Source organism: Luteolibacter sp. AS25 (assembly GCF_046736275.1).
In the GTDB taxonomy this organism is placed as follows: Bacteria; Verrucomicrobiota; Verrucomicrobiia; order Verrucomicrobiales; family Akkermansiaceae; genus Luteolibacter.
The window spans coordinates 2,052,502-2,069,762 of record NZ_CP151837.1; the positions used below are offsets into that span (position 1 = coordinate 2,052,502).

At 52.6% G+C, this 17,261-nt stretch carries 16 protein-coding genes; 12 read left to right on the forward strand and 4 right to left on the reverse strand.

Annotation, left to right across the window (positions count from 1 at the left end):
* Window positions 1-63: 63 nt before the first annotated feature.
* Entirely contained in the window at window positions 64-3,285 is a 3,222-nt protein-coding gene (locus AAGA79_RS09580; protein ID WP_411825574.1) for an autotransporter domain-containing protein, read from the reverse strand.
* A 271-nt stretch (window positions 3,286-3,556) separates the two neighbouring features.
* Here AAGA79_RS09580 and AAGA79_RS09585 point away from each other — a divergent pair, with 271 nt between their 5' ends.
* From AAGA79_RS09585 to AAGA79_RS09610, 6 genes are all read left to right on the forward strand, one after another.
* On the forward strand, window positions 3,557-4,036 hold the full coding sequence (locus AAGA79_RS09585; RefSeq protein ID WP_411825575.1) for a hypothetical protein: 480 nt from the start codon (window positions 3,557-3,559) through the stop codon (window positions 4,034-4,036).
* 371 nt (window positions 4,037-4,407) lie between these two features.
* Window positions 4,408-5,469, forward strand: coding sequence for an alkaline phosphatase D family protein (locus AAGA79_RS09590; RefSeq protein WP_411825576.1), 1,062 nt, complete (start codon window positions 4,408-4,410; stop codon window positions 5,467-5,469).
* A 169-nt stretch (window positions 5,470-5,638) separates the two neighbouring features.
* On the forward strand, window positions 5,639-6,004 hold the full coding sequence (locus AAGA79_RS09595) for a DUF6559 family protein (protein WP_411825577.1): 366 nt from the start codon (window positions 5,639-5,641) through the stop codon (window positions 6,002-6,004).
* A 148-nt stretch (window positions 6,005-6,152) separates the two neighbouring features.
* Window positions 6,153-6,527: a hypothetical protein gene (locus AAGA79_RS09600; RefSeq protein ID WP_411825578.1), complete on the forward strand. Its 375-nt coding sequence runs from the start codon at window positions 6,153-6,155 to the stop codon at window positions 6,525-6,527.
* Between the two features lie 151 nt (window positions 6,528-6,678).
* Window positions 6,679-7,056 (forward strand): hypothetical protein, encoded by a 378-nt coding sequence (locus tag AAGA79_RS09605; protein ID WP_411825579.1) that lies wholly within the window; start codon window positions 6,679-6,681, stop codon window positions 7,054-7,056.
* 176 nt (window positions 7,057-7,232) lie between these two features.
* Window positions 7,233-8,231: an NADP-dependent oxidoreductase gene (locus AAGA79_RS09610; RefSeq protein WP_411825580.1), complete on the forward strand. Its 999-nt coding sequence runs from the start codon at window positions 7,233-7,235 to the stop codon at window positions 8,229-8,231.
* A 112-nt stretch (window positions 8,232-8,343) separates the two neighbouring features.
* On the opposite strand, the gene AAGA79_RS09615 is transcribed toward AAGA79_RS09610, so the two are convergent.
* The gene (locus tag AAGA79_RS09615; protein WP_411828227.1) at window positions 8,344-9,354 is read right to left on the reverse strand and encodes an alpha/beta fold hydrolase; all 1,011 of its coding nucleotides are present in this window, start codon (window positions 9,352-9,354) and stop codon (window positions 8,344-8,346) included.
* 198 nt (window positions 9,355-9,552) lie between these two features.
* Between AAGA79_RS09615 and AAGA79_RS09620 the strand changes: the two genes are divergently transcribed.
* From AAGA79_RS09620 to AAGA79_RS09640, 5 genes are all read left to right on the forward strand, one after another.
* The gene (locus tag AAGA79_RS09620) at window positions 9,553-10,731 is read left to right on the forward strand and encodes a hypothetical protein (RefSeq protein WP_411825581.1); all 1,179 of its coding nucleotides are present in this window, start codon (window positions 9,553-9,555) and stop codon (window positions 10,729-10,731) included.
* 159 nt (window positions 10,732-10,890) lie between these two features.
* Window positions 10,891-12,189: a cytochrome ubiquinol oxidase subunit I gene (locus AAGA79_RS09625; RefSeq protein WP_411825582.1), complete on the forward strand. Its 1,299-nt coding sequence runs from the start codon at window positions 10,891-10,893 to the stop codon at window positions 12,187-12,189.
* The gene (locus AAGA79_RS09630; protein ID WP_411825583.1) at window positions 12,186-13,202 is read left to right on the forward strand and encodes a cytochrome d ubiquinol oxidase subunit II; all 1,017 of its coding nucleotides are present in this window, start codon (window positions 12,186-12,188) and stop codon (window positions 13,200-13,202) included. The genes AAGA79_RS09625 and AAGA79_RS09630 overlap by 4 nt, the downstream gene beginning before the upstream one ends.
* Window positions 13,203-13,275: 73 nt before the next feature.
* Window positions 13,276-14,040: a haloacid dehalogenase type II gene (locus AAGA79_RS09635; protein WP_411825584.1), complete on the forward strand. Its 765-nt coding sequence runs from the start codon at window positions 13,276-13,278 to the stop codon at window positions 14,038-14,040.
* A gap of 206 nt (window positions 14,041-14,246) precedes the next feature.
* Complete coding sequence (locus AAGA79_RS09640; protein ID WP_411828228.1) at window positions 14,247-14,744, forward strand: lactoylglutathione lyase family protein; 498 nt, start codon at window positions 14,247-14,249, stop codon at window positions 14,742-14,744.
* A gap of 88 nt (window positions 14,745-14,832) precedes the next feature.
* Here the strand turns inward: AAGA79_RS09640 and AAGA79_RS09645 are convergent, their stop codons facing one another.
* Window positions 14,833-15,174, reverse strand: coding sequence for a winged helix-turn-helix transcriptional regulator (locus AAGA79_RS09645; protein WP_411825585.1), 342 nt, complete (start codon window positions 15,172-15,174; stop codon window positions 14,833-14,835).
* A gap of 171 nt (window positions 15,175-15,345) precedes the next feature.
* Between AAGA79_RS09645 and AAGA79_RS09650 the strand changes: the two genes are divergently transcribed.
* Complete coding sequence (locus tag AAGA79_RS09650) at window positions 15,346-16,536, forward strand: PP2C family protein-serine/threonine phosphatase (RefSeq protein ID WP_411825586.1); 1,191 nt, start codon at window positions 15,346-15,348, stop codon at window positions 16,534-16,536.
* A gap of 27 nt (window positions 16,537-16,563) precedes the next feature.
* Here AAGA79_RS09650 and AAGA79_RS09655 read toward each other — a convergent pair whose 3' ends face one another.
* Complete coding sequence (locus tag AAGA79_RS09655; RefSeq protein ID WP_411825587.1) at window positions 16,564-17,226, reverse strand: peroxiredoxin-like family protein; 663 nt, start codon at window positions 17,224-17,226, stop codon at window positions 16,564-16,566.
* Between the last annotated feature and the right edge of the window lie 35 nt (window positions 17,227-17,261).

Genomic DNA, 17,261 nt, shown 5'->3' on the forward strand with positions numbered 1-17,261 from the left:
AAACCGCCTTCCCCGGAGGAAAGACGGCCAATCAACGGAAATATCCTGTCGTTTTATTTTTACCTAGAAGTAATACTTCAGGCCGATAGTTGTGAAGCTGGATTGATAATCCGAGGAACCTACCTGATCGCTGTAGTAGGCATAAACGCTCAAGTCCGGGGTAATTTGTGCAGCCAAGCCGATTCCGTAAATAGCGCGGTCACGATCATTTTGCGAACCGTTGGTGATGAATCCCGGGCCAGTGGAGCCACCGGCAAAGGAGGAGTTGATCGTGTAGGAATCATCCAGATATTCATGCTGCCATGCGAGGTTGACCTGTGGAGTGAGGACGATACCACCGACTTTCATACCGTAGGAGAGGTTTACTCCCAGTTCGGAACGAAGGGAATCTTGATCTTGGTCCGGATAGCTGAGCGGGGATAGAGATCCCGTTTCTGTGAAGGAATCGAGAGCAACCCTGGTGTATGCGATGGAGGCGTGAGGCGTTAGGGTCCATGCACCGCGGTTGATGTTATAACCAGCGTTAAGAAGGCTACTAAGTTCCCAACCATCTGTTTCACCCGATGCGAATCCACCGAGCGCTGCTCTCCGGGTATCGTATGAACTGGTGCCAGCGCCAACGAGGGCATCGACGAAGAAGTTGTCCTGGAAATAAGTGGCAAAGACAGCGCCACGGTATCCGTTGGAGTCTATGCTACCAGCGTTGGATAGGTTTGCGTTGCGATCGTCATACGCACCGAGAACACCTACGATCAAGCGGTTGTTTACACGCATGTCGGCACCGATGGTGACGCCATCCGAATCCAGATCATAGCCACTTGCATTCGCAGTGGAATCAAGGCTCGCCGAGCCATGGGTTGCCTCGACAAAGACGCTCCAGCGGTTGCTTTTCTCGAAGAGGGCAGAGCCTCCAGCGAGACCGCCCTTCGAATCCGCCGATCCGCCAATGAGGCCTCCTTTTGAATCAGCGGAGCCTCCGGTAAGGCCGCTCTTCGCATCGGTTGTGTCCGCCGCTTTGTAAGTTGTGGCGCCGATGGTTCGTGCTGATTGACGTGCTTGCTGGAGGTGAAGAATGATATTTGAGTTCTGAATTTCGCTGGCTTGGATGCCCATCTGAAACATGGAAGTCATTTCATCCGGTGCGATGCGATCGAAAATACCAGCCAGATTTCCGACGGGTGCGGCGAGGAGGAAATCAACGAGAGGACCACTACTGTTGTTAAGCGCGGCGGCAACGGATGCCTGATTTTGCGTAAGTTCAGAGCTGAAGGCAAATGAGTCTTGAATCCAGAGTATGCTGGCGCTGTTACCATCATATGTGATGGTCGGATAAAGCAGAGTGCTCCCTTGGGCATAGTTGACCGTCCTGTTTAGAATCGGATTAAAAAGCGACGAGGAAGGCAGGTTCGATGCGAACATGCCTGTGAGAGAGTCTCCCTGGATGAAGCTTTGGACATCCCCGCTTTGCGGGATATAGGTTCCGGCTTCATTGTAGAGGGATACTGTGCCTCCACTGAGGTTCACGTTCCCGTCTACCTGAAAGTTGGTAAAAGTGCCGGGAGCAGTTCCATCCACAAACAGATTGAGCAATCCACCTGATTGGTTAAAATCGCCAGTAGAGATGGTTAATGGAGCGGAATTCACCGTATCAATTCTGCCATTAACAATATTGAGAGGGCCGGTCCCGAAGGCGGATGAATTGTTCCCTGCTGGAGTGCCAGCTAATACGCTACCCCTAGTGTTGATGGTGGTGCCTCCGGTAAAAGTATTGGCTCCTGAGAGTGACGTAACTCCCGCTCCGGAAACAAGCATAGTGCCCTCTCCGCTGAATACGCTAGTAGGCGCCTGACTGTTGGCTCCGCTGGCGATCCACTCGACTCTTCCATTGTTCGTAACGCTATTTCCGAATTCTTCGCCGCTGGCGAGATTGATGGCTAGGACGGACATTTCTCCGATGGCGTTGCTAACCAGAACAGAGTCTGAAGAGGCAATTGATGATCCGGCGGTGGCTCCGTCTCCGATCTGCAAGGTGCCGCCGCTGACGACTGTGGCATCCGTGTAAGTTGAGTCCCCGGTGATGGTAAGACGACCGGTGCCGGTTTTAGTAAGTCCGTTGGAACCACCTATGGTGCCATTGATCACTAGACCATCCGCGTTTTCCACGTCCACTACTTGTGAGAGATTTCCCAGCACAAGGTCGCTGTCAATGGTGACGAGTCCTGCACCGGGATTGATATTGATACCGGTAATCCGGCCGTTGGACGAAATTGTAAGTGTATTGTCTCCACCGATTGTAACTGCGCCAGTGTCATTTACGGTAAGGCTCGAGATCTCCAGATCCGCGCCTAGAACGGTATCCGCACCTTCAGTGCCATTGAAAACCACATCAGGGGGCGTATCATCGACCCCACCACCGCTGGCAGACCAGTTTTCTTCCGTCCAAAGATCGTTGGTATTTCCGTTCCAATACTGACCGGGTGCGGCCATAATTTCCGGAGGTGTGGAAAGACTGTTGGACAGCAGTGTGACAGCTCCGTTGAGCGCGACGGCCCTACCGTCAGTAAGGTTGGCGCCCGTGCCGAAGCTGACACTAGTCAGTGCTATAATATTTCCTTTGAAATTAGAGTCGGCATTGATCGTAGCCGAGCTGCCGACCTGCCAATAAACATTTCCGCCGGCTCCAATAACATTCACGTTCGAGCCTATTGCTGTGGTCAGAGTACTACCTACTTGAAAAATGAATACCGCATCAGGATCCCCGAGAGTATCTAGGGTGAGTGTTCCTGTAATCGAGGCGGAAGAATCAAAATGGTATACGCCGGGGGTAAGTGTGATGCCACCGAGATCACTGTTGGCAGAAAGATTGTTGGACTCCAGGTAGCTTTTTCCAGCCAGAGTATTATAAGCAGTCAATGCATCGCTCTGTGCATTCTGAGCTCTGGTGTCATTAAAATTTACAGTTCCATCAATCACACCAAGTCCACCCGTGCCGTAGCCATTAAAACCGGTAATGGTTTGCAAAGGGCTTAATGCAACGTCTCCGTCGACAGTAGTCAGTCCCGAGTTTGTAAGTCCTTGACTGCTTATAATTGCGAAATCCCATGCCGATCCAAGAGGGACTGTCTGGCCATGTGATTTACCCGGCGTAAATATGAAGATGAGGCCCACCATCGCGGTATAGAGTGGCGTTATAGTTATGGGGCTAGCCTGTCCCTTAAGGAAATAACTAGACCTGAAATTTAGTGGCGATTTGTGCGATAACTGACAAATTTTTTTTATTTTCATATTTCATAAAACCAAAAAAATTAATCCTTGGAATCACCTGTTATCAATGGTTATAGACACTAAGACAACTTATTTTATTTATTTTTATAAAATAAAATCTTAAATTATCTCCGTTAGTCGCTTGGGGTAAAAGTTAAATCGCTGAGTTTTGGATCTCTTAACTCATCCCTCGAATTTCCAAAATATCATTGAAAGATGGCGAGAGGAGACTCTACACGGGAATAATTTATCTTTTCTCCGGCGCATTGATCGCTATTTTTTAGGCAATGAAATGAAGAAGTTCGTATTAATCACGATGGTTGTTTTAGTAATTCTGTCTTGCCTGATCGCTTATAGGTGCAGCCAGCCGGACTACCTCAAACGCTACGACGACCCTCTTACCTACTCACAGGCCATGAAGGAGACGGACATCGATTTCCCGCTTCCAACATCCAGTTCTGAAATTTACCACGGAGTGTATGCTGATTGGCAGGCTTATACGCGGATCGTCAGATTTACTGCACCAGTTGAGGACTGCATCAGCCACGTCGACAGGGTAATTGAGTGGAATAACGGCATACACGGCCGGAAATCCTCGCTTCCGCGGGTTGAGGTTTCACACGTTGATCGCCAGGGAGCGGGATGGCTTGAACCGGCGGGATGGTTTACGCCTGAGACGATCACAAACGGGCTTTATATCGGCGACTCTACCAAGAGTGGTCCTGAGATGTGGATAGACCTGGATAAGGGAATATTCTATTTTAGCGATTAGCCTAACATCCGGGGAGAGCCAATAATCCGAAAAATAAGGCATGGAGATAGCGATTCCGATGACTATCCCCCGCTGAGACCGCGCTTCCCACTTGCCACCGTTCGCAAAAGTTCAATCGACATACGATGGCTTTATATTGAATGAGATAGTTCCGGGGGAGGCGCTCGCTTGCAGAAAATAAGAAATTGTTCTCTTTATCCGACAGGGATCTGCGGGAACGAATCCCCGGGTGCGGTGATGATACAGCGAGCGTGAATGCGGCAGGTGCGTAGAAAGTTGACCGAGGAAATGGGCGTAGTAGAAGTGGCAACAGCGTGCGGAATCCTGCGGATGAGGTGTGCTTTGTCGCTCTTTTAGAAAACGCGGAATCAATGAAGAAATACATAAAGCTAAAGACTTCCATCCTTGGAGTTCTTTCACTGATGACCTTTCCGTGTTCCGGAGTGGCTGAGACCGAGCCCCCCATGGCATCAGCCAAATTTCACTCCGATGGAATTTATGCGGACCAGACGCTGAGCCACATCGCGTTCGGCTCCTGCAACAAGCCTACGAGGGATCAGGGGTTCTGGGATGTAATCCGAGTCAAGAAGCCTGATATCATGCTGTTACTAGGTGACAACCACTACGGGAATACCTCCGACCCGGTTCACTTGAAGAAGGCCTACGACGATCTGGCGGCAATTCCCCGGTATCACGATTTTCTCCGGAAGATTCCAACACTCCCGACGTGGGATAACCACGACTATGGCGATAAATACCCGGGACGGCTGCATCCTCATGGGGATGAGTCGGAGCAGCTATTTCTCGATCATTTTTCTGTAGAGGAGACAGATGTCCGTCGCTCGCGGAAAGGCATATATGGAGCGTGGATTTTCGGAGAGGAGCCCAAACGGGTGCAGGTAATCATGCTGGACCTACAACGGTTCCGAGATCCGTTTCAGGAAGGGACGCGGGAGGAGCAGTTCGCACCTCAACCGGGGAAGACGCTGATGGGAGCGGAGCAGTGGAAATGGTTCGAGAAACAGCTAAAGAAAGAGGCCGAGGTCCGCATTGTGGGATCCGGGATTCAAGTGCTTTCCAATGACCATGGCTGGAGGCGCTGGGACATGTTCCCTGATGATAGAGAGAGACTGCTGCGCGTGATTGGTGAAACTGAAGGAACTACGGTGCTATTGTCGGGCGACAGGCATCGCGGTGAGTTTTCTGTTATGAATCCTGATGGAGGCCGCCCGTTATTTGACCTGACATCCAGCAGCTTCAATGTCTGCTACCCCGGCAAGGAAAAGAATAGCCTGCGGGTAGGAGAAGTAATCGATCAACCACATTTTGGTTGGCTGGAGATCGATTGGGATGAGAGCTCGATCACCATGCAATTGCTCTCTTCCAAGAGTGGAAAACCACTGCTCACGGATACAGTGGTGATCATGCGGTGAACCGGGCAGAACATTTACACTGCCGCCCTGGCGGGAGGGATCTATTTCCATAGAAAACGCTGAATCAAAGGGCGATTTCATAAAACCGATATCGCTTATCGACTCCGCCCTCGACTAATCTCCCCCACCCTTCCATGGTTCCCACGTCAAATTCTGTTATAATACCGCCATGCCTGCCTGTGAGTTACGACCGGAAGATAAGAAGAAGTTCATCAGCGATGTGGGTCAGCGTCTGGTGGAAGAGCATGGGAGGAAAAAGTATTACAAGCCGGGAGAAATCCGGAAGGCGGCAACGGATCGTGGCTACCAGCCAGACATCGTTTGTTGGGCTATGTGCATGTTTTCATCTCCTGACGATTTCACAGCCATTCATGAGGCCGCTGGTGAAGCTTGCGACTATGAGGAGATGAAGGCAGAGGTTCTCCGGGACTTGGCGGGTGGGGATTCTTTTCTAGGGATCGATATAGGACTATCCTGGCTGGAGTGGCCGGATATTGATCTCTCGGAAATCTTCGACTGGTTTGATTTCTCATAAGTTAGCAAGGATTCAGAATTCGAATAATTCGAGGTTCACGGCCTAGCGGAGGCCTCTTCGATATCATTTAACTAGGGCGACCGGTGGTATGCCGAATGACCAATTTCGTGCTTCCTACCGGTGGTGCAACGCCAATAGGATTATAGAAATGAGGATCTTACTGCGGACCACTTTACTCCTAGCTGTTATTTTTGCTGTGGGGTGTGGCTATAAAAAGTCGCGTGACTTCTTCGCGGCCAGTGGGATCTCTGTGGGAGAGCCTGTGAAAGTGGATGCAGGAGAATACCGGATCCCCATGGAGTTCAAAACGAAGGACATGCACTCAGGCCAGTGGATTGATATAGTAAAAAGCAATATAAAGGGCTCGGACATTCTGGTCACAGCCGTCTTTACCCAATCAAACCGCCAGAGCAGGTATCCGGGATATATTGAGATCAGCTCCGCCCGGGGCGGAGTCTACGCTCTGAAGTATCGGGATCCGGACGGAACTCTCCATCCGATACAGGCTGTAACACTTCCTTAGAAAAGCAGATCTCCAACGAAGAAAAATTTACAGTCTGGAGTATGAAACCACTCGCTCTTTGTTCGCCTCCATTTAAAATTCTCCGGGATATAAATGTATCCTTCCGTGAAAAAAAATCTGAACGGGTAACCAATCGACTAACACCAAATATATGAAGAAAATCGCACTTACACTCGCGGCATTAACAAGTCTAGCGGTAACAGCTACCGCAGAGGATGCACCTAAGGATGAAGCGCTCGCTCTTGCGACTATTCTGGACGCTGCCCGCGACAATGATCTGGAGAAATTCGAGTCTGTCTGTGATGAGGCGATGAAAACAGGAATGACTCCGGAAAAACTAGATCAGGTCTCCGGACAAATTGCCCCGCTGATGAAGGAAGGTTATGAAACATCCTATATGGGTGTCCTGGATCGTGGTGTGGTTAATACCTATTACTGGAAGTTGGATTATGAGAAAGAAGGCATTCCGGATATGCTGGCGGAGCTTTCTTTCAAGGATGGGAAAGTAGCTGGCTTCTTCATTCGCTAACTGCTGACCGAACGTTTCTGTTATCAATTGGAACGTTGAACGGGGAAAAGTGTCGGAATCCTTCGGTTTTTCCCAAGACCGAAGCCATGTAGATCGGTGTAGGTGCCACTATTTCCCCTTGAGAGGGATTCGGATTGTAACTTGCGTTCCGTGGATCCGCCCAGAGCTTGATGGTCATGAAGAGCAATCAAGTACAGCTAAAATCACGGCCGGAGGGAATGCCGGCCAAGGAGAACTTCCAGACGGCAGAGGTAGAGATCGGTGAAATCAAGGATGGTCAGTTCGCAGTGAAGAACGAATGGCTATCGGTGGACCCGTATATGCGGGGCCGGATGAAGGATACCGAGAGCTATGTGGAACCCTTTGCGCTTGGCAAGGCGATGGAAGGCGGATGCGTGGGCAAAGTGGTGGAATCCAAAAACGACGATTTCCCGGAGGGCAGTTGGGTATTGGGAAACCAGGGCTGGCGTGATCTCTGGATCTCCGATGGACAAGGCGTGGTGCCGATAGATACGGAGCAGGCTCCGGCGAGTGCCTACCTGGGAGTTCTGGGACTAACCGGAATGACTGCCTATGTCGGGCTTATGGAAATCGGCGCTCTGAAGGAGGGTGAAACAGTTTTTGTCTCAGCGGCATCGGGTGCGGTAGGCTCCATTGTAGGGCAGATCGCCAAGATCCATGGCTGCAAGGTGGTTGGCAGTGCCGGGAGTGCCGACAAGATCGCCTGGCTGAAGGAGAAGGCAGGAATCGATGAGGCGTTCAATTATCACGATGTGGATGATGTTTCCGCAAAACTGAAAGAGCTGTGCCCGGATGGGATTGATGTCTATTTCGAGAATGTTGGAGGTGACCATCTCCAAGGCGCGATCGATAATATGAGTGAGGGTGGCAGGATCGCCGCCTGCGGGATGATCTCCGGATACAATGATGAAAAGCCGCAGCCGGGGCCGAACAATTTATTCAAGATTATCGGCAAACGAATCCGGATGCAGGGCTTCATTGTGCGTGATCACATGGATCTGCAGGAGGAATTCATCGGAAAAATGAGCGGCTGGATCAAGGAAGGGAAAATTCACTGGGAAGAAACGATTACCGAGGGGCTGGAAAATGCTCCAGATGCATTCATCGGCCTCTTCGAGGGCGACAAGCTGGGCAAGGCGCTGGTGAAACTCTAAGCCCCCGCCCCGTTTTCCACAAAAGAATCAAGCCGGCCGGTGTAAACACCAGGCCGGCTTTTTTGATGAATCGGGTCCCGATAACGTGGTAGCGGGGATCAAAAAACCTCTGTTATTTGTCCGCGATGAACGGAAGAAGTGCATCGATGAAGCGATCGAAAGATTCGATATGCGGGAGGTGGCCGGTTTCATCGATTTCCACGAGTTTGGAATCCGGGATGGCGGCGGCAGTCTTTTTGCCTAGTGCGGGGTAATCCCCCATGATGCTGGCGACTTCCTCCGGCACGGTATTTTTCCCGATAGCGGTGGTATCGCGCTGACCGATGATGAGCAAAGTGGGTGCCTTGATAAGCGGGAATTCATAGACCACTGGCTGGGTAAAGATCATATCGTAGGTCAGTGCCTGATTCCACGCGACCGCGGGATAGTCTTCGCTTTTGATCATGCCCACGAGCATATCAACCCATGGCTGGTACTCCGGCTTCCATTTGCCATCGTAGTAACTCTTCAGCTGATAATCCTGGATACCCTCGGCGGATTTGTTCAGCTCCCCTTCGTACCATTTATCCACGCCCGGGTAAGGGACCTTGGTTTTCCAGTCTTCGAGACCGATCGGGTTTTCTAAAATGAGTGACTGTGTGCGATCCGGATACATGAGCGCGAAGCGGCTGGCCAGCATGCCGCCCATGGAGTGTCCCAGGACGTGCGTTTTTTCCACACCCAGCTTATCGAGTAGTGCCAGGGTATTGTTCGCGAGTGCCTGAAAGGTGAAATGATAGTGGGCGGGCTTGGAGGATTTCCCGAAGCCGATCTGGTCCGGCATGATGACGCGGTAACCCTCGGCGGTGAGGCGATTCGCGGTTGCCTCCCAATAGGCTGCGCTGAAATTCTTTCCATGAAGTAGAAGGACGACTTCGCCATTCCCCTCCTCCGGTTTCGCATCCATGTAGGCCATTTCCAGATCCTGCTGCTGATCGGTGAAGGCGAAGGTATGAACGGTGAATGGGTAGTCGAATTTCTCCAGACGCGCGCCAAGAGCGCCGGTGGCTTCCTCAGCCCCTGCAACGGACACGGCAGCAGCTCCCAATAAAAGTCCAACGGCCAGGCCGGTAATATTTCTCATCATCCGGGAAGCTAGAAGCACTTCCCTATATTTCAACAGATTGATTGTGAAATAAGCGACAGGAAAGGATCTACCAATCGACTACTCATATTCGGAAGTGCGCAGGGCCTTATAGGAATTATGTTTGATCGATTCGGTATAACTTTTTTACTAGAATACATGGTTGTATTCTCCCGCTGAAACTATGTGATACTACTTATGCAGCGAAGAAAATCCATTACGTCACGGCTGAGTTCCATAGCCCTTCCGGCCATATTCGTATCATTCATGCTTTTCAGCTGCGAAAAAAGCGACCCCGAAGTGGAAGCTCCGGCTGGACAGGAAGCGAAGGCAACCAAGGATAGAAAGGCGAAACAGCGCACGGACGAGATATGGCCCCGGATTTCCGAGCAGGAAAATATCACTGTTTCCGAGATCCGGGAAAATAGCGAAATGGAGATTCTAACAGAGAGTCCTACCACGGCCGAGATCAATGCACTGCAAGAAAAAGCCGTTGCTCTGCTGGATAAGGGGGATTTTACCGCACTTGACGAAATGGCCACCGGTTTCCTCAACGGTAAGGAGCGATTCCCCAATGGCTGTTGGAAAATTAAAGCATTTCATGAGTTCTTCGAGCTGAATGACAATTTACCGACGAAGATCTGGGAGAGCCGGGGCGAGGCGCTGGGAAAATGGATTTCGGAAAAGCCGGACTCCCAATTCCCCCGTATATCTCTGGCTGCATTTTATGTGGATTATGCATGGCGTGCCCGGGGCGGTGGATTCGCCTCCACTGTATCGGACGAGGGATGGAGACTAATGACGGAAAGACTTGGTAAGGCAGGAGATGTCCTTGAAGCCGCATTTGCTGAAACCGAAATCACGGACCCCTCCATTTATGTGATCGCCACCCGTATTGCTCTCGGGGCCGGCCTACCGCCGGACGCCTTCGATTCCTTCGTAGTGGCCAGTCTGGAACTGGAGCCGGGATATCATCACACCCTACTGAGTCGCGGCTATTCCCTTCTACCCCGCTGGTATGGCGAGCCGGGAGACTGGGAATTCTTCGCCAAATACGTGGCAGAGGAAAACAAGGAAATGGGCAAAGAAAGGTACGCCCGTATCGTGCTGGACCTTTTCGCATTCCGGCAGGATACGGTGAACTACAGGAAACTGGACCGCGATCTCTTTAAGGAGGGAGTGCGGGAAATTCATGCGAAATATCCCGATGCGATTACGGAGTTGAGTGAAGCCGCGTATTTGGCAACTGTTGCAAAGGACCGGAAATTCGCTGAGGAATGCTTCGATATGCTGGGAGACCGCTGCCTGGTGCCAGTCTGGAAAGTGAACGGAAGAATGGCCCACTACCGGAATTGGGCGAAAACCGGCAAGTGGTAGGATCCATGCAGTAAGAAGGGTTTTCTGAAGAAATAGCCGCTTGCGAGGTTTAAAAAGACCCACTATTCATCATATCCAGATCTCGGTGAGCCAGCTGGATTGATTCCGGCAATCAGCCAGACATCGATTAGCCAGCGACCCCGACTAACGATTTTTCCGATGGACAATCTTACAGCAGCGCGCGCGACCATGGCCTTTTCGCTGGGCTTTCACATTATCTTCGCGGCAATCGGTATGACCATGCCGTTCCTGATGTCGGCGGCGCATTATATTTACCTGAAGAAGGGCGAGCGCGTTTATCTGGAACTCACGAAAATGTGGATGAAGGGTGTGGCGATCCTATTCGCCGTTGGCGCTGTATCGGGCACGGTCCTTTCGTTTGAGCTGGGGCTACTATGGCCGGGATTCATGCAGCACGCCGGCCCGATCATCGGGATGCCTTTTTCTTGGGAGGGCACTGCTTTCTTCGTGGAGGCGGTGGCTATCGGGCTATTTCTCTATGGCTGGGACAGGATGAAGCCGTGGGTGCACTGGGGCACCGGGGTGGTTGTCGGGATTTCGGGCTTCGCCTCGGGCATTTTCGTCGTGGCGGCGAATTCATGGATGAATTCTCCGCAGGGGTTCGACTGGGTGAACGGTGAGGCACTGAACATCGATCCGGTGGCGGCGATGTTCAATGATGCCTGGGCCCACCAATCCCTGCACATGCAGCTGGCGGCAATCCAGGCGGTAGGCTTCGCGGTGGGTGGAGTTCACGCATTTCTCTATCTCCGCGGCCGTGCGCGGGATCTGAATTTGAAGGCCATGAAGCTGGCGATGATCTTCGGAGCGGTGGCGGCGCTGCTGCAGCCGATGAGCGGGCACTTCGCGGCCGAGCAGGTGGCGACTCTCCAGCCGGCAAAGCTGGCGGCACTGGAAGGACACTTCAAGACCCAGACCTGGGCACCGCTCACGATAGGCGGCATACCGGATGTTGATACGCAGACGATGAAATGGGGGCTGGAGCTACCGGGAATGCTGAGCGTGCTGGCACATATGGATCCAGCCGCCGAGGTAATCGGGCTGGATCAATATCCCCGCGAGGACTGGCCTCCGGTTCTCATCGTCCACCTTGCCTTCCAGTTGATGGTAGCCATCGGAATGCTGATGGCTCTGCTGGCGGTATTGTTCTTCTGGTTTTATAAGAAAAAGAATTTCCCGCGATGGTTCCTGTGGGCGCTGGCCGCGGCTACACCGCTCGGCTTCATAGCGATCGAAGCCGGCTGGATCGTGACGGAGGTGGGTCGCCAGCCGTGGATTATTTATGAAATTTTCCGCACGAAGGATGCGGTGACGCCGATGCCCGGGATGGTCTACCACTTCTATCTATTCCTGGTGCTCTACCTTTCGCTGGCAGCAGTGAGTATATGGCTTTTCGCCCGCCAGATCCGCATCACCCAAAGCAAAATCGAGTCATGATGATCTCCGTCCTGATCCTGTTCATCGCCGCTTCCCTGCTGCTCTACATCCTGCTGGGTGGATCAGACTTCGGCGCGGGGATCCTCGAGTTTCTTCCGGGAAACAAACACCGCGATCTCCAGAAGAGAGTAATCAATCACGCCATGGGCCCCGTTTGGGAGGCGAACCACATGTGGCTTATCCTCATTGTGGTAATCCTTTTCATGGGCTTTCCGACGATCTTCACCACACTGATGGTGCACCTTCACATCCCGATGCTCGCGCTGCTGGTAGGGGTGGTTGTTCGGGGAACCGTTTTTACCTTCCGTCACTACGATGCGATCCAGGCGCCGGTCAGCCAGGGCACGTATACCTGGCTCTTCGGCATCTCCAGTTTGTGGACATCCATCTGGTTGGGGATCATCGCAGCGAGTCTTACGCGCGGGACAATTGATCTGGAAGCGACCGATTTCCATACAGCCTACATCGCGCCGTGGTGGGGATTTTTCCCGCTGGCCGTGGGTGTGTTCGTGGCATGCATCTTCACTTTCCTAGCGAGTGTGTTTCTGATCGGGGAAACGGAGGACGCAGATCTCCAGCAACACTTCATCAGGCGCGCGGCAATGGCCAACGGAGCGGTGATCGTCTCCGGAGGCTTGGTGTTTCTCGCCTCGCTTTGGGAGGAAACGGAGCTTCTGCATCTCTTCATCCGCCACCCGCTGGCCATAGGGGCGATGGTCCTGGCCACCGGAATGTTCTTTGCCCTATGGAAATTCGTTTCCCTACACCACACCATGCGGACCCGTGTGGTAGCCTCCGGCCAGGTGGTCTTGATTCTTTTTGGCTGGTGGGTTCTCTATGCGCCCAATGCGGTTGTCACCACCACAGGGCCGCTGAGCTTCTATGACACTGCGGCACCGGATGCCACGCTGCGCCAACTGCTTTTAGCCCTTCTGGCGGGTAGCGTTTTTATCTTTCCGAGTCTCATCTTCCTCCTCCGGGTATTCAAGATGGATAGCCGTAAGCTGAAGTAGCCAATCTTTTCCGGAGTTTTCGAAGGAATAATCCCGGTCCTGAGGCATCTTACGCGGACCAACCAGACAAACTATGCCTATTACCAAACTCCTACTAGCTACAGCGCTCCTCCTTAGTCCCACGATCGCAAGAGCCGATGACGAAATGGCCACCGAGGTCACGAGACCGAAAGTGATCTTCTTTGACGTAAACGAAACCCTCCTGGACTTGGGACAGATGCGGGAATCCGTGGGCAAGGCGCTCGACGGCCGCGAAGAACTGCTGCCACTCTGGTTCTCCACTATGCTCCATTACTCCCTCGTGGATACGGTGACCGGCCGCTATCACGGCTTTGCGGACATCGGTGTCGCCGCTCTAATGATGACCGCGGAGACCAATGGAATCGAGCTTACCGAAGAAGCAGCCCGCGAGGCGATTGTCACGCCGCTGCGTAGCCTCCCTCCCCATCCGGACGTTAAGGAAGGTCTGCAATCGCTGAAAGACCAGGGATTCCGTCTGATCAGCTTTACCAACTCCTCGAACAAGGGAGTGAAGACCCAGTTTGAAAACGCCGGACTTATCGAGTTCTTCGAGGCGCGCCTGAGCGTGGAGGACGAAAAGGTCTACAAGCCGGCGTTGGCCTCCTATGAATGGGCGCTGAAACAGGCAAATGTGAAACCCGAGGAAGCGATGATGGTGGCTGCGCACGGCTGGGACATCGCGGGTGTGAAAGCAGCTGGCATGACCGGCGTCTTTGTAACACGTCCCGGAAAAGCGCTCTATCCGCTGGCAATTCCTGCCGACAAGAAAGTGGCTACCATCACCGAACTTGCGGAATGGACCAAGACTCTCAAGTAGAGTTCACCTTTCAGGCGTTTTTCTTGGAAAAAGTTTTCAGCCGCCAGCAACCTGTTGGCGGCAATTCAGACCTTTTGGTGCGTATCGAACCAAATAGTGCCCTCTTGCGGCGTTTCACAGGAGAGCCTTGAGTGTCTCCTGCATCGGGTGCCCGTGGAGGGAACGATGCATGAAATTTGAAAAACGACACCGAGATGAATACCCCGATAACCTATCCAAGAGCCTTCTCACACGTAGGCATTTCCGTAACCAACCTCGAACAAGCCGTTGAATTCTACACCAAGACCTTCGGCTGGTATGTGATCATGCCGCCCACGGAGATCGTTTCCGACGAATCTGCCATCGGCGTGATGTGCGATGATGTCTTCGGCGAAGGATGGGAGAAATTCAAAATCGCCCACCTCGCGACCGGCGATAAAATCGGCATCGAGATCTTCGAGTTTCGCAATGCCGAGAAGCGGGAGAACAACTTCGAGTATTGGAAAAGTGGTTTCTTCCACATCAGCGTCCAGGATCCTGACATCGAAGGTCTGGCGGCAAAGATCGTGGAAAACGGAGGAAAGAAACGCATGCCGATCCGCGAATATTATCCCGGGGAGAAACCTTATCGTATGGTTTATTGCGAGGATCCATTCGGCAATCTCATCGAGATCTACTCCCATAGCTACGAGCTCACCTACTCCGCTGGTGCATATCAGAAATAGTTAAACAACTCGCGCAGAAGCAGAGTGATACGCGAATTTATCCACAGGTGGATTCGCGTTTCTGTGTCCACTGCCCTCGCGACAAGATTCAGTTCCCTGAAGTCACTAGGACCCCAAGTTGGTCAACACTCCAGCGGTGCATCATTTCCAGAATGGGGAAGGCACTTTTCCCGAGATCCGTGAGCGAGTATTCCACCCGCGGCGGGACCTCGGGGAAAATGGTTTTAATCAAGAGCCCATCGCGCTCCAGCTCGCGAAGCTGTTGGGAGAGCATTTTCTGGCTGACGCCCGGGACGATTCGCTCCAGTTCCTTGTAGCGCTTCGTGCCATCGTGCAGGTGCCAGAGCATGAGGCATTTCCATTTCCCACTTAGCATGTCCATGGAAACCTCCACCGGGCAGTGATAATTCTTCTCGTTCCATTCAATCATTCGGACATTCCTCGGGTGAAATTTTTGTTCCGCGGCAATCGACGGAATTAGCTGAACAATACAATACGAGCCCAGTAGAGCAAGTAATCCTCCCCCGCTCCCATCACCGAAGAACTCTCCGAAAGATGATCTTTTCACCGCGATTATTCACGCTAGGGTAGAGGGTATTCCGTGAAAAATCCATCTACAGATACCGCCGCGCCCAGCGATACCGAGTTGTTCGCCTTCCTTCTGGAAAACACCACCGATCACGTCTATTTCAAGGATAGGGACGGTCGATTCATCCGCCATAGCCGAGCCGTAGCGGAGTATATGAAAGCGGATCCCTCCGATTTGATCGGCCGCACCGACTTTGATTTCTGGAGCGAGGAAACCGCCAGAGAGACCGCTGCCGACGAGCAAGGCGTGATAGACACCGGCAAACCCTTGGTCGGAAAAATCGAGCGCCTGATTTACCCGGACGGCCGTGTGGCCTGGGGCTATACCAGCAAGTTTCCGCTCAAGAATTCCAATGGGGAAATCATCGGCGTATGCGGGATTAACAAGGACTTCACCGAGATCAAGGAGATGGAAATGGCCCTGGAACAGAAAAACAATCAGATCCAGGCAGACCTGGAAATGGCGAGGAAAGTTCAGGAAGCACTACTACCGGATGAGGATGAAATCTCGATTGTGAAAGGTGGCAGCGGACTGGTGATAGCCCATCATTATCGCCCTGCGGCGGCCGTCGGCGGAGATTTTTTCCACATCGTGCCTCTCTCCCGTGGGCGGGTGGGCGTACTCATTTGCGATGTGATGGGTCACGGTGTAAAAGCGGCATTGATCACCGGTATCATTCGCGGTTTGCTGGATGAGCTGCGCCCCCACATGCTCTACCCCGGCCGTTTCCTCAGCGCCCTGAACAACCGGGTGCGTGCGGTGCTGGAGCACATAGATGAGCCATTCATCGCCACCGCCTTTTACTTCGTGGCCGATCCTGCGAAAGGCCAGATCCGCTTTGCCAGCGCGGGCCATCCGAAGCCGGTGTGCCTACGCCAGGGGAAGGGAATGACAGGACTATTGGGCGATGGGAAGAAGCGCAGCGGACCGGCCATCGGTTTGATGAAAGATGCTGTTTTTCCCGCCCAGACCAAATCATTCGAGAAGGATGATCGCATTGTGCTTTTCACAGACGGCATTTTCGAAATGGAGGACGCGGATGAAAACGAATTCGGGGTGGAAGCATTCTACGAATCCCTTTCGAAACACTCAGATCTCCCGGCCGTGGAACTCTTTGCCGCGGTGCTGGAGGACGTGCGGAAGTTCTCGGGTAAAACCGATTTCGTCGACGACGTCTGCATGGTTAGCATCAGGCAGTCCTGATCCCTGAATTCCTACCCGCGTCCGGCGCTACATGGCCGAAATTTTCCGCAGCTCTGAAATGATATCGGAGGGCTCCGCCCGGGTACGGTAATCCACATCCACGAATCGCCAGGTGACCACTCCTTGCGGGTTGAGTACGAAGGTAGCGGGAATGGGCAGGATGTTTGCATTGCCGTTGTTGATGGATTCCAGATCGAGTTTCCTATCGTCCCGCATGTGCTGGAGAATCCGCTCCGGGACCTCCCAGGAAACTCCGTATTCCTTGGCTGTACGGGCATCCTGATCGCTGAGGACCGTAAAATCCATAGCAGCCTTTTCCGAGGAGTTCAGAGAGGAATCCGGAACCTGGGGGCTGATAGCCACCAGACTTCCGCCCAGCATATGAATTTCAGGAAGAACCTCCTGAAGAGCCTTCAATTGTAAACTGCAGTATGGGCACCAGGAACCGCGGTAAAAAGTAACTACGACAGGACCTTTTGCCAGTAACTCTGCCAGCGAAACAACTTTTCCTGCAGCATCCGGAAGCTCGAACTGTGGTGCAGCCAGACCGACAGCCAAAGCATCCGCACCGGTCTCGAACTTCTTCGCCGCAGCGATAATTTCATCCACCGATTGCATAAACAGCGGGTTGCCCGAGCGGGATTTTTCAATCTGCTGTTTGGTTTGCTGGCGTAGTGATGGAGCTGACATATGCCCGACTGATAACTCAGTTAGCTACGGGGTCA

Coding starts and splice junctions, on each gene's coding strand:
- AAGA79_RS09580 (WP_411825574.1), bottom strand. CDS start 3,285: ATGAAAATAAAAAAAATTTGTCAGTTATCGCACAAATCGCCACTAAAT.
- AAGA79_RS09585 (WP_411825575.1), top strand. CDS start 3,557: ATGAAGAAGTTCGTATTAATCACGATGGTTGTTTTAGTAATTCTGTCT.
- AAGA79_RS09590 (WP_411825576.1), top strand. CDS start 4,408: ATGAAGAAATACATAAAGCTAAAGACTTCCATCCTTGGAGTTCTTTCA.
- AAGA79_RS09595 (WP_411825577.1), top strand. CDS start 5,639: ATGCCTGCCTGTGAGTTACGACCGGAAGATAAGAAGAAGTTCATCAGC.
- AAGA79_RS09600 (WP_411825578.1), top strand. CDS start 6,153: ATGAGGATCTTACTGCGGACCACTTTACTCCTAGCTGTTATTTTTGCT.
- AAGA79_RS09605 (WP_411825579.1), top strand. CDS start 6,679: ATGAAGAAAATCGCACTTACACTCGCGGCATTAACAAGTCTAGCGGTA.
- AAGA79_RS09610 (WP_411825580.1), top strand. CDS start 7,233: ATGAAGAGCAATCAAGTACAGCTAAAATCACGGCCGGAGGGAATGCCG.
- AAGA79_RS09615 (WP_411828227.1), bottom strand. CDS start 9,354: ATGAGAAATATTACCGGCCTGGCCGTTGGACTTTTATTGGGAGCTGCT.
- AAGA79_RS09620 (WP_411825581.1), top strand. CDS start 9,553: ATGCAGCGAAGAAAATCCATTACGTCACGGCTGAGTTCCATAGCCCTT.
- AAGA79_RS09625 (WP_411825582.1), top strand. CDS start 10,891: ATGGACAATCTTACAGCAGCGCGCGCGACCATGGCCTTTTCGCTGGGC.
- AAGA79_RS09630 (WP_411825583.1), top strand. CDS start 12,186: ATGATGATCTCCGTCCTGATCCTGTTCATCGCCGCTTCCCTGCTGCTC.
- AAGA79_RS09635 (WP_411825584.1), top strand. CDS start 13,276: ATGCCTATTACCAAACTCCTACTAGCTACAGCGCTCCTCCTTAGTCCC.
- AAGA79_RS09645 (WP_411825585.1), bottom strand. CDS start 15,174: ATGATTGAATGGAACGAGAAGAATTATCACTGCCCGGTGGAGGTTTCC.
- AAGA79_RS09655 (WP_411825587.1), bottom strand. CDS start 17,226: ATGTCAGCTCCATCACTACGCCAGCAAACCAAACAGCAGATTGAAAAA.